General features: G+C 59.9%; 13 protein-coding genes. 2 read left to right on the top strand and 11 right to left on the bottom strand.

All coding sequences use genetic code 11. The annotated features are described in order from the left end of the window. Positions 1–73 precede the first annotated feature (73 nt). Complete coding sequence (locus MOP44_RS09895; RefSeq protein ID WP_260795877.1) at positions 74–1030, top strand: DsbA family protein; 957 nt, start codon at positions 74–76, stop codon at positions 1028–1030. Positions 1031–1148: 118 nt separating this feature from the next. Continuing rightward, complete coding sequence (locus tag MOP44_RS09890; protein WP_260795876.1) at positions 1149–2222, top strand: SurA N-terminal domain-containing protein; 1074 nt, start codon at positions 1149–1151, stop codon at positions 2220–2222. Between the two features lie 21 nt (positions 2223–2243). Here the strand turns inward: MOP44_RS09890 and MOP44_RS09885 are convergent, their stop codons facing one another. The 11 genes from MOP44_RS09885 to MOP44_RS09835 all read right to left on the bottom strand — a co-directional run bounded on the left by MOP44_RS09885 (position 2244) and on the right by MOP44_RS09835 (position 11942). Continuing rightward, positions 2244–2747, bottom strand: coding sequence for an HPP family protein (locus tag MOP44_RS09885; protein WP_260795875.1), 504 nt, complete (start codon positions 2745–2747; stop codon positions 2244–2246). 103 nt (positions 2748–2850) lie between these two features. After that, positions 2851–3690, bottom strand: coding sequence for a tetratricopeptide repeat protein (locus tag MOP44_RS09880; protein WP_260795874.1), 840 nt, complete (start codon positions 3688–3690; stop codon positions 2851–2853). Between the two features lie 211 nt (positions 3691–3901). Next, a complete protein-coding gene (locus MOP44_RS09875) occupies positions 3902–4330 on the bottom strand; it encodes an ExbD/TolR family protein (RefSeq protein WP_260795873.1) in 429 nt (142 codons plus the stop codon). A 54-nt stretch (positions 4331–4384) separates the two neighbouring features. Beyond that, positions 4385–4822 carry an ExbD/TolR family protein gene (locus MOP44_RS09870; RefSeq protein WP_260795872.1) on the bottom strand — a complete coding sequence of 146 codons (438 nt, stop codon included), beginning with the start codon at positions 4820–4822 and terminating at the stop codon, positions 4385–4387. Positions 4823–4871: 49 nt separating this feature from the next. After that, positions 4872–5315, bottom strand: a complete 444-nt coding sequence (locus tag MOP44_RS09865; protein ID WP_260795871.1) for an ExbD/TolR family protein — start codon at positions 5313–5315, stop codon at positions 4872–4874. 148 nt (positions 5316–5463) lie between these two features. Beyond that, positions 5464–6210 carry a MotA/TolQ/ExbB proton channel family protein gene (locus MOP44_RS09860; RefSeq protein ID WP_260795870.1) on the bottom strand — a complete coding sequence of 249 codons (747 nt, stop codon included), beginning with the start codon at positions 6208–6210 and terminating at the stop codon, positions 5464–5466. A 245-nt stretch (positions 6211–6455) separates the two neighbouring features. Further along, complete coding sequence (locus tag MOP44_RS09855) at positions 6456–7181, bottom strand: energy transducer TonB (protein WP_260795869.1); 726 nt, start codon at positions 7179–7181, stop codon at positions 6456–6458. Positions 7182–7347: 166 nt separating this feature from the next. Then, positions 7348–8322 (bottom strand): protein translocase subunit SecF, encoded by a 975-nt coding sequence (secF, locus tag MOP44_RS09850; RefSeq protein WP_260795868.1) that lies wholly within the window; start codon positions 8320–8322, stop codon positions 7348–7350. Positions 8323–8379: 57 nt separating this feature from the next. Then, the gene (gene secD / locus MOP44_RS09845; protein ID WP_260795867.1) at positions 8380–9990 is read right to left on the bottom strand and encodes a protein translocase subunit SecD; all 1611 of its coding nucleotides are present in this window, start codon (positions 9988–9990) and stop codon (positions 8380–8382) included. Between the two features lie 74 nt (positions 9991–10064). Next, a complete protein-coding gene (gene yajC / locus MOP44_RS09840; protein ID WP_260795866.1) occupies positions 10065–10397 on the bottom strand; it encodes a preprotein translocase subunit YajC in 333 nt (110 codons plus the stop codon). An 828-nt stretch (positions 10398–11225) separates the two neighbouring features. Then, entirely contained in the window at positions 11226–11942 is a 717-nt protein-coding gene (locus MOP44_RS09835) for a hypothetical protein (protein WP_260795865.1), read from the bottom strand. Between the last annotated feature and the right edge of the window lie 29 nt (positions 11943–11971).

Here is an 11971-nt window from a genome sequence, read left to right as displayed (position 1 = left end):
ACCTGCTCTGAAACCCGCGCTGTGAAGCGGATTTTGCCGGCGCGGACACTGGACGGCTATCAAGCCGGAGGAAATGAATTTGCTGCGTTTTCGAATCATGGCCGGCCTTCTGGCGCTCGGCCTCGCCGCCGGCTGCAAAGCCCAGACTGACAAATCCACCGCCGCCGATCCGGGCCTGACCCGCAAAATCGAGGTGATGGTCCGCTCCCAGTTCAGCATGCCGCCCGACATCGCGCTCGCAATCGGACAGCGTACGCCCAGCGAGTTCCCCGGCTATGACAACCTGCCGGTGACGATCTCGCGCGGCAGCCGCTCGCAGGAGCTTAAGTTTCTGATTTCCAAGGACAACAAGACCCTGGCTCGGCTTGAAACCTACAGTTTGGACAAGAACCCGGCCATGAACATCGACATCAGCGGCCGCCCGGTGCGTGGGAATCCCAACGCCAAGGTCACGGTGATCAATTTCGACGACCTCGAGTGCCCTTACTGCGCGCGCATGCACCAGTCGCTGTTCCCCACTACGCTGAATCGTTACAAAGACAAGGTTCGGTTCGTCTATAAGGATGACCCCCTGACCGAAATCCATCCGTGGGCCATGCATGCGGCAGTGGACGCGAATTGTCTGGCGGATCAGAGCGGCGACGTCTATTGGAAGTACGTCGACTATCTGCACTCGCACGGCCAGGAAGTCAACGGTGAAGGCCAGGATCGCGACGTCAAGAAAAGTTTCGCGGCTCTCGATCGGATTGCCAAAGACGAGGGCACGGTTGACAAGCTCGACATGGACAAGCTGAATGCCTGTATTACCAAGCAGGACGAGAGCAAGGTGAAGCAATCCGCAAGCCTCGCAGAGTCTCTGGGCATTGAAGGCACCCCAGCCCTGTTCATCGAAGGCGAACGCATCAACGGCGCTATGCCCGAAGAGCAACTCTGGATCGTCATCGACCGGGCCCTTCGCGCAGCGGGCGTCGAACCGCCTCCGCCGCAAAAGCAGGAGCCGGCCCCCGCTCCGAAGCCGGCCGGACAATAGGTGGTTCCAGCAGCGGTTTGCTGCTGAGAACAAAGGCGTTTTGCCCTACCCCTGTCCCGGGTAGGCGAGTTATCCTGTAGTGCCGGAAGCTGTTGCGGCTTTCAGGGGAGAGATCAGGTTGCAAGTCGATTGGGTTGTTGGCGCGCGAGCGCGCTGTTCCGTCTTCATTCTGGGCCTTGGTACCTTGCTGATCGTTTCGGGCTGCCACCGCGCCCCCAGCGCGGATGTGGTCGCCACCGTGAACGGCAAGGAGATCATGCGCGCCGACTTGGAGAAGATCTACAAAGCCAACCTCGATCAGTCCCAGCAGGAGCCCTCGACCGAGCAGGCCAACATCGTGCGCCTGAAAACTCTGGATGGAATGATTGACGATGAAATCCTTCAGCAGCGGGCAGCCAAGCTGAACCTTGCCGCTAGTGACGAAGACGTGAACTCCAAGCTAACCGAGATCAAGGCCGGTTTCACGCAGGAAGAGTTTGAGGCGCAGCTCAAGCAGCGCGGTCTGACACTGGACGACGCGAAGCGCCAGATCCGTCGCGGGCTGACGCAGACAAAGCTTATCAACAAAGAGATTGAGTCCAAGATCAATATCACTGACGCCGAGATTGCCGACTACTACAACAGCAATAAGGCCGAGTTCAATTTCATAGAGCCCCAGTATCACATCGCGCAGATCGTCGTCACCGGGAATCCTCCTCAGCAGGGCGCTGGACCGCAGGCCCGACATGCTCCCAATGAGGCGGAAGCAAAAAAGGAGATCCAGTCCATCCGCAACCGTGTCGATAGCGGGGAAGATTTCGGCACGTTGGCTGCTCAGTTCTCCGAAAACGCGAACCTGGCTCCCAATGGCGGCGACATGGGCTTTATTCCCGAGTCGAAGCTTAAAGGCGATCTCGAAGTTTTCAACGCGATCGACGCTCTCAAGCCGAACCAGGTTACGCAACCTTTACCTGTCTACGACCCCAGCGTTCCCGGCCACAAGTTGATCGGATATGCCGTCTACAAATTGCTGAACCGTGAGGTCGCTGGCCAGCGGGATCTGAAGGATCCGCGGGTGCAGCAGTCCATTCGCCAGGAACTGCGCGGGCGCAAGACCCAGCTCCTCCAAACCGCCTACTACGAGAAGCTCCACAACGACGCCAAGGTGGAGAATTACCTCGCCGAGCAGATTCTCAAGCAGGGCGCCCAATAGCCCGTCGGGCGCCTCCTCTCACTACGTCGGTTCTTGCCTCTCCGTCTGCGTGCGCAGACGCACCGCGCGTATCGGCTCTCCAAGCAAGTTCATCAGGGCCACCGCTGCCATGATGACCGCGGCATCGCGCGGCCGCTGCATGGTTCCCAACGCGATCAGCAGGGTTGTGGAAAGCGCCGCAGGCTGGCTCGCCTTCAGAAACAGCGTGCCAAAGACGGTCAACATAGCCGCGATAGCTGCGGCCCCGATACGCGCCGGGAGCAACTCAGCTGTCGATACCGGAGCTACATGCCACGCGCCCGTCACCCACAGGGCGATATACCCGCCAATCACCGCGATCAGATGTCCGACGAGAATGCTGTAAGGACGCGCCGTAGGCCGGTGCGGCGTCTCTACCAGTTCATAGGCGGTTGGGCCCAGGCTGGTGAAGAGCATGGGTTGGTGCGTCAGCCAGCCCGCGAACCCCACCAGCGCCAATAAGGCCGCCTCGCAGACAGGAGCGATCACAAGGTCCTTGCCTTCCATGGCTCCTTCAGATGCGCGCAAGCCGGAACAGTGCTGAGCTGCCCAAACGAAGAACGGCCTCCGCCGAAGCGGAGGCCGTTTGATCTGCAGCCGATAAGCCGGCTTACTTCATGTTGCCGCTGGAATCCATGACGATTCCGCCGGCGTTCTTCTTTTCCTTTGCTTCTTCGTTCGCCTTGCGGGTGCCCATTGCCTTGGCGCTCCACTCCTTGGCCTTGGCCACATCGTCCTTCACTGCATCGGGATTCTCGAAGTCGACATCGGCCTTGCGGCGATAGGTAAGGTTCAGATAAGCCATCGCATCATCGTAGTTGGGACGGTTGGCTACAGCCTGATTGAGATACTGGAGCCCTTCGGAGACCAGGGAATCGTTCGCCTGCTTGACTTGCTCCAGAACCTTCTTGGGAGCCTTCACATTGCCTTCGCCGTCGTCATTGATGCCGGCCGGAACCAGGATCTTGAGAGCGTTTTCATGCGCCTTGGTCCAATTGATGACGCCGATGGTATAGGCCGCTTCGGGATCCTTGGGATCCACAGCCAGAACCTTCTTCTGCCATTCCTTGGCTTCGTCGAGCTTCTTGACGCTGAAGTAAATGGACGCGATGTTCTTGAGGCTGTTGACGTCGTTCGGATCCTTCGCCAGCACTTCCTGGAAAATGCTGATGGCCTGCTGCGCCGTCTTCAAATTGTCGGGGGTGTCGAGCCCGGGGACCACGTTCTGCGCCAGGGCCGTAGCAAGGTAGCTCTTCGCCATGGGAAGACTGGGGTCGAGTTCCGTCGCCTTCTGGAAATGGCCGATTGCCTCTTCATAGCGAGCAGCCTTGTAGGACTCCACGCCTTTGTTCAGCTGGTCGCGAGCGGCAAGGCGGTCGCACCCGCTCATGGAAAGCACCATGCCCCCCAAGGCAACCGCGAGAGCGATAAGTCGTGCGGGTTGATTCATGTCTCTATCCTTCTCCTTCAGGTCGTGCCTCTACCTTGCGCGCCTGGAACTTGATGACACTGGCCACCGCTTGCTCTGAGCGCGGGGTACCTGCCTCCAGGAACCCCGGGTGGCGGAACTTTCCGAAACCAGGGTGAAAGTGAATTGTACTCCTGTCGTGCCCCGTCCGCGCATGGCGCAGAACACAACGTGGAGCAGATTTTCGAGCTTTCTACAGCCCCTGCGCGAGCCTGGGCGTAATGAACCCGACACGGTCGATGCCTGCTGCATGGCTGATATCCACCGCCTCCGCTATCTGCCGGAAGCTCAGTTGATCGTCAGCCTTGATGAAGAGCACGCGCTGTGCCCGGTTGGCGTAAATGTCTGCCAGGCGAGCCCGCAGATCCTGAAAGGAGACATCCTGCTGGTTGATCCTGAATAGGGCCGCATCCTCGCTGCCCTTCAGGATCTCCAGGACCACAGGATTCCCCGGCGATGGCACGGCCTGCGTGGCCGGCTGCGGAACCGATGCCGCTTCCCCTCTCGGCGCGATGGGAACGATCACCATGAATATGATCAGCAGAACCAACAGAACATCAATCATCGGCGTTACGTTGATTTCCGATTGCATTGACTTGCTGCCCGAATTGCTCATCGTCATGGCGCACACTCCCTTTCTCCCGGTAAGGGGACTGCTGCACACCGCCGTGGCCGGCTACTGGCCGGCCATGATCTTGGGCGTCATGATGCCGATGTGATCCACGCTGGCCGAGTGCGCGACGTCAATAACGTCCGCAATGGCAGCGAAGTTCACGTCGTCGTCACCCTTGACGAACATGACCTTTTCGGCGCGATTCGCGTAGATCTCCGTGAGCTTGGCGAGAAGATCCCGCTTGTTCACGTCGGTCTCGTTGATTTTGTAGGTCAGGTTCTGCCCGCCCTTGCCGAGCACCTGGACAACGATGGTGCGGTCGTTCGGCTGCGTCTGCTGCGGGTTCTTGGGGGGCTGAGGCACAAGCGCATCCAGTCCCTTCGGCGTAACCGGCACGATCACCATAAAGATGATCAGCAGCACAAGCAGAATATCAATCATCGGGGTGACGTTGATGTCGCCCATCGCGCCACCGCCACCACCTCCGGCTGTCATTGCCATGGCTTCAAACTCCTCGATTGCTCAAAAAACTCGTTGACGTCGAGCAGCGTTATTCGCCGCCCGCCGCGTTTCCGGACTCGCGCTTCTGCGTCAGCAGGCCCACTTCTTCCACACCCGCTGTACGGACTGCGTCAATCGCGTCCTCAACTGCGCGGAACTGGGCTCGGGCATCGGCGCGGACAAAGATGGTCTTGCCCGGCTTGTCTGCCAGCTTGTCACGGACCCGGGAACCGAGCTCGGAGACCGCGACCTTGTCCTGGCCCAGAAATACGCCGCCGTCGCGCGTAATTGCGACAACGATCGCGTCTTCCTTGTCGGCATCCGGCATCGCGGTGGGATTGTCCACCTTGGCCATGTCGACCTGGACCTTGTTCTGGAGCATCGGGGTGATGACCATGAAGATGATCAGGAGCACCAGCATCACGTCCACCATCGGGGTGACGTTGATGTTGGAGTTGACCTTCGACCCTTCGTTTCTAACTGCGATTGCCATAATCTGGCTCCGTACTCAAGAATTTTCTTCCGGAGATGTTCCGGCTTACCATTGGCACCAATTTGCCGGGAACCAAACTCGCGGGCGGGAGAGAGTTTGGGCTCTCCCGCCCTGAAGAACGATCCCGCTCAAGCTGAATGCCGCTCGTTTACCGCTTATGGCTCTGCTTGATGAAGTAGTCGATCAGTTCGCTCGAGGAGTTATCCATCTCGACGTCGAAGGCTTCAACGCGGCCAGTGAAGTAGTTGAAGGCCATAACGGCGGGGATGGCGACGAGCAGACCGAAGGCCGTCGTAACCAGGGCTTCCGAGATACCGCCGGCGACTGCGCCGATACCGGAAGTCTTCTGCGTGGCGATCTGCTGGAAGGCGTTCAGAATGCCGACGACCGTGCCGAACAGTCCGACGAACGGAGCGGTCGAGCCGATGGTGGCCAGAACCGAGAGGCCCCTCTTCAGCTTGGCGTGCACGATGGCTTCGGCACGCTCAAGGGCGCGCTGCGAGCTCTCGATGGTCTCTTCGGTGGCCATACCCGAGGAAACACGGAATTCCTGCAGGCCGGCCGTCACAACTTCGGCCAGATGCGACTTCTTGTTGCGGTCGGCGATCTTGATCGCCTCTTCAAGCTTGCTGTCCTTCAGGGCGCCGGCAACCTTGGGAGCGAATTCGCGCGACTGCTTGCGGGCCGCAGAGAAATACAGGTAGCGGTCGATCATCACGGCCAGCGACCAGATCGACTCGATGAACAGGATGATCGCGACCGCGCGGGCCAGCCATCCCATGTGCTGCCACAGACCCATCGGGCTGAAGCTGACTGTGCCGCCTTCTTCCTGGAAAAACGCCAGGCTGGAGCTGACCGTATGCGAAGCAAAATGTGCGAGCTGAGCGAGAATCACTTGAATCGTTCCTCCTAAGGAGTTTGCTTGTGTGCTGCGTCTGAAGTGCAGCCGGTAAAACCGCATTCAGAGTACGTCGAGGTCGAGAGAACCAGCCCGGGATGCAGGGTTTGGGCCTGAAATCCCGATGAGCCCTCAACTTTTCCGGAAATGCTGCTGTGGGGAATGCGGTTCGCAGAGATCCGCATTCAGGTCCAAAACGTACGGCCCTTTTTCCTTAGATGGGCAAAAGGGCCGCGGAGTTCTCATCCACCTAGGCTGAAGATGACGTTTACAGTCGTTTCAACCTCAACCGGCTCGTTATTGAGCAGGTAAGGACGATACCGCCAGGTCTTCACGGCGTCCATAGCAGCCTGCTGCAGCATCGGCGGACCGCTGACTACACGCAGGTTCTCGATGGTGCCGGACTTGGAGATTGTCGCCTGAAGAACCACGGTTCCCGACACGCGGGCGGCCTTGGCGATCGGCGGATAAGTCGGCTGCGTCTTCTGCAGGATCATACCGGCAGCCACACCGGCCGAGATATTGACCTTCTTGGGAGCCTCTGCCTTGACCTTGGGCTGCGTGCTGGTGCCGGCGAACAGGCCGCCAATCACACCACCGGACGCGCCACCCAGGCCTTCCATTCCGGCCACGCCGAAGCTGGAGGGCGGGGCTTCCTTTTCAGCCACGTTCTTGATGTTTTTCGGAATCTTGCTCGGGGCTACGAGCTGATTGTTCATCATCTCCGACTGCACATGCACCACATGCACAGGTGCCGACGGCGGCGGTGGTGGCGGCGGAGGAGGCGGCGGGGGCGGTGCGACCAGGAGCGTCTGCATCATCGCCTTGGGCAGCGCCTCAGGGTAGATCAGCGGGATCAGGATCAGCAGCAGGAGGATCGAACCATTGATACCGAAGGTTACGAGCATCCAGTACTTGCTTTTGCTCTTGATCTTTCCGCCGGATTCAAATGTGGAGTCTTCAAACATGGCCAGCCTCGAATTCGGGTGTTGGTTTCCACTTACTTAGACACCGAGGAGACCGCTAATGTTCCCGGCGCCCAGACTGCCTCGAAAATGCGCCATCCAGCTATACCAGATGCACGCTGACTGATGCAAAAACCTCAGGGAAAGTGGCCCGGAACCGGCTCGGGCGCTAGCTGCGCGCCCGCTTTGCCGCTGGTAGAACTGCTGCTTTGCCGCTGCTCGCTCGCGACTCCTGCCAGGCCACCAGCATAGGTGCGGCAATTGCGATCGAGGAATAAGTTCCGATGAGAATACCAACAACCAGGGCAAATGAGAAACCCCTAAGGACCTGCCCGCCAAAAATATAGAGCGACAGCACCGTAAGGAAGGTCAATCCCGAGGTCAGAACCGTCCGGCTCAGCGTCTGGTTAATGCTTCGGTTAACCACGTCCGGCAGCGACTCGCGCCGGCTCAGCCGCAGATTCTCGCGGATACGGTCGAAAACCACGATCGTATCGTTCATCGAGTAACCGACCAGCGTCAGAATCGCCGCGATCACCGTCAGGCTGATCTCCAAATTAAACAGTGAGAAGAAGCCCACCGTGATCAGAGTGTCGTGAAAACACGCCACAACCGCCGCCACGCCGTAGATAAGCTGGAAGCGGAACCACAGGTACACCAGCATGCCCAGAAGCGAATAAAGCGTCGCCAGGCCGGCCTGCCGCTCGAGCTGATGCCCCACGGTCGGTCCCACCACGTCCACCTTGACGCCCTTCGCGGGGTCAAAGGGGTTGTTGTAGTGCTGCTGCAGCGCTTCCACAATGGCCTGCCGCCCCGCGTCAAGCGAGTTCTCGTTCTTCTGCTCGGGCAGGCTGATCAGAACCTCATTGCGGCTCGCCTCGCCGCCAAAGTACTGGATCTTCGCGTCGCGGATTCCGGCCGCATCTACAGCCTGGCGGATCGCCCCGATGTCCGGATGGTTCTGGAACTGCACCTGCACCTCGGTCCCCCCGCGGAAATCCACGCCCAGCGGAACGGGAGTGCCCTGAGTCGCCCAGCGGTGGCCCATCGAAAGAATGCCGGCCACACTGAAAATGAGGCTGAAGGCAAGGAAATACCACTTCTTGCCAAGCCAGTCGATGTTCACGCCATGAAAGAATTCCACTTGAATCTACCCTCTTGCCGGTTCGGCTCTCTGTTCCCTGTTGCCTGTTCCCTGCCGTTAGATCGACACCATCTCCCCGGCCTTCATCTTGTTCAGGTGCGCATCGAAAATCGTGCGTGACACGAACACAGCCGTGAACAGGTTGGCCAGCAGACCGAACGTCAGCGTCGTCGCAAAGCCCTTCACCGGCCCGGTTCCGAACAGGAACAGGATGGCCGCCGAAACAATCGTCGTCACGTGCGTATCCACAATCGTGATCCAGGCATGCGCGAAGCCCTGGTCCACAGCCGCTGAAGCCGCCTTGCCCGCCCGAATCTCTTCACGGATGCGCTCGAAGATCAGCACGTTCGAGTCAACGCCCATACCAATCGTCAGGATCACGCCCGCAATGCCCGGCAGCGTCAGCGTCGCTCCCACTCCGCCCATGAAGCCGAGCAGGATGAGCAGGTTCAGGATCAGCGCCAAGTCCGCATTGATCCCCGAGCCCTTGTAGTACACCAGCATGAACGCCATCACGCAGATCATGCCGACAATCGCCGCAGTAACGCCTTCTTTGATCGAATCGGCTCCGAGCGATGCACCCACCGTTCGCGTCTCGATCTCGCTCAGTGATGCCGGAAGTGCGCCCGTGCGCAGCAGCTTCGATAGGGCTGTCACTTCGTCTTCGTTGAAGCTTCCTTCAATCTCGCCCTGGTCGTGGATCGGGCTCTTGATGTTCGCCACTTCGCGAACCGTGCCGCCCATCACCACCGCCATGGGATTGCCTACGTTGGCCTTGGTGTACTCGTAAAACTTCTCGCCCGCATCGTTGGTCAGCGTGAACCGCACCATGCGCTGGCCCGTGTCAGGGTTCACTGACGGATCAGCCGAACGGAACTCGCTGCCGGCAACAACCGCCAGTCGCTGCAAAACGTAATACTGATCGCCGCTCTGTCCGCCGATCGTGCCCGACGACGGCAAAATCATGTCTTCCGGAGGCAGCGTTCCACCTACGCTCTGCAGTGCCGCCTGCTCGCTCGGGAACGGGCCGCCCGCCACCGGGTGAATCTCAAGCCGAGCCGTCGACTGGATGATCCCCTTCACGCGGTCCAGATCGGAGATACCCGGCAGCTCGACCAGGATCTGGTTCGCGCCCAGGTTGTACTCCTGAATCACCGGCTCGCTCACGCCCAGCGTGTCCACGCGGTCGCGGATCGTCTCGATGGCTTGCGAAACCGTGCGCCGCTCGAGATCCTGCTGCACGTTCGGCTTCATCGTGAGCGTCCACGTGCCGTTGGCGTTGCTTATGTCGTACTCGTTGCCGTACTTCGTATCAAGCAGTGAACGCACGCTGCTCGAAGCCGTCGGCGCCGTGCCGTCGACCGTGACAACGGTCGGCTTGTTTGGATCGGGCTTGCGGGCGGAATTGAACGCGAGGTTCGCTTTCTTCAGGTCCTGCTGCAGCCGCGTCACCGTATTATCGGTCTCCGCATTCACAGCTTCCTTCACCTGCACCTGCAAAATCAGGTGCGCGCCGCCCTTGAGGTCCAGGCCCAGATGAATGCGATTCGTGAGCGCCTCAACAATGCTCTTGCCGCTCAAGCCCGAGGGGATGCCGAAAATTCCGTAGAGGCAGATCAGAAGTACCGCCGCGATCAGCCCAATTCTGCCTTTTAAATTCTTCTTCATGGTTCCGCTTCTCTTGTTTCAACGAGGTTGAGCGCCAGGGCGCCCCGATCGAAATACAAACCGCAGCAACAGAGCTACGAGCCCGATTCCTGGGTGGTCACCGAGGCAATCGCGCTCTTGGCAATCTCCATCTTGATTCCGTCCGGAGCCACCTTCACGATCACCACGTCGTCCTTAATCGAAAGAATCGTGCCGCGAATGCCGCCGGCCGTCGTGATCCGATCGCCCGACTTGATGCTCCCCAGCATCTCCTGCCACTGTTTCTGCCTCTTTTGCTGCGGCCGGATCATCAGAAAATACATCACGGGGAGAATCAGAAGGATCGGCAGCATCGTGATGAGGCCGCCTCCACCCGCGGGCGCAGCCGCGAACATCGCCAAACTTGTTGCCGCCAACTGTGTTGCCACACTCATCCTTTGCCGCCAGGCTCTCGCTCAGGCTGAAGCACACTCAGGCTCACGCCCGGCGCTTCTCAAAAATTTGTCTCCGGGAAAAACTCTCGCCCGCGCTGCGGGACCGAGACGCGGAAACAAGGGCCAGCCGATGCCGTTTCGCATCCTGCTCTCAACCCCGCTCCGACTGCTTCCTGTTCGACACAGCTTCCCTTGGAGGAAACTCCGCACCCGGTAAAATTGCGGCTTTCACTCACGTTTTGCCGGACGAAATCCCCAAAAGAATGCCTGTGAAGATAAGATACGCAGCGCCTATGGCATGTCAAGAAGCCCAGCCCCGCGCAACCTGCGAAATCAGCGTCCTTTTTGCGTAGAGAAGGCGTCCCCGCAAGACATTGTTAATGGCACTCTCCACCTCACGCCCCGGCAGGGGCGACACGAGAATCGCCCAGGCAAAGTCTGAGCAATGCGAAGACTTGTCCTGGGTTCCTGTCGCCACACCCCGCGCGTCCCGTAGGGCCGCGTCGAATCCAGATACGCCCCAGTTACGCCCCGTTTCTGCGCCGTTTATGCCTTCCGGCGTCTCCTGAATCTGCGCCTGCCAGGCGGCGCAGTCTGGAGCTCTCCATGTCCGTCCCGCTCTCCGCAATCGGCCTTCTTCTCCCCTTCGCCTTCGGCATTGCTTTCCTGCTCTGGTTCCTGTGGCGCCTCGTCCGCGAGTCGCGCCGCTAAAGCATTTCCTGGGTGCTGTTTCCCGAAGCCGATGCTCTCAAGTCTCCGCGACCATCACGGAGCGGGGATCCGGCACGGTAGCAAAGAGGACCGAGGAACTCAGGAAGTGCCCTAATTCTGCTTCGCCGCCGCCTCCGCCTCATCCGGCGAATCCTCCACCAGCACCGCTGACCCCGGCACAATCTCGAAGCTCACCCCGTCCTTCCCCGCCGGATGAAACGTCACCCGCAGTGGATCCCTCTGCCACTCCGGCTCCGCGCACACCGGCCCATTCGCGGCCTCGAACGCCGCAAGCTTCTTGCTGAGCACCGGCTTCCGCGCCGCCAGTTGCGCCACCACGGCATACAAGCTCTTCCCGCTTGCCGTCACGCCGCAGTACGCGCCGTAGTCGCGGAACCAGCTCACGTGGCTCACCCCCGGATCGTAGTCCGGCAGCTTCAGCGCGGTCACATGGCCCGTCGTGCGATCCACCAGCAGCCACGGCCCCCGCTGCCACACCCAGGCCTTTTGCGTCGTCGGCTTCTCCCCTGGCAGCTCATCATTCAGCCGGATGACCCTTCGCACCACGAAGCTGCGCGCCGTCACATCGTGCGACTCTCCGGTAGTCCACTCCTTTACGTCACCATCCACGACAAGCGGACGCACCTTGAGCGAATCCTCGCCGGCCATCGCTCCCGCCGGATCGCCCGCCTTCGAGTACGGCACCTTCTTCACCGCGCCCAGGCCAACCACGTGCACCTTCTTCGGCGCAGCCGCAGCAAATGGAATTGTCAGGAACAGCGCACCGAACGCGCCAAAAAGGAGGCACACAATGGGGACTCTGCGCATCGCGAGTCACATCCTATCTCGACCTCACT

Source organism: Occallatibacter riparius, from assembly GCF_025264625.1.
In the GTDB taxonomy this organism is placed as follows: domain Bacteria; phylum Acidobacteriota; class Terriglobia; order Terriglobales; family Acidobacteriaceae; genus Telmatobacter; species Telmatobacter riparius.
The sequence above is the reverse complement of the archived record's forward strand: the minus strand, read 5'-3'. Positions and strand labels throughout refer to the sequence as shown.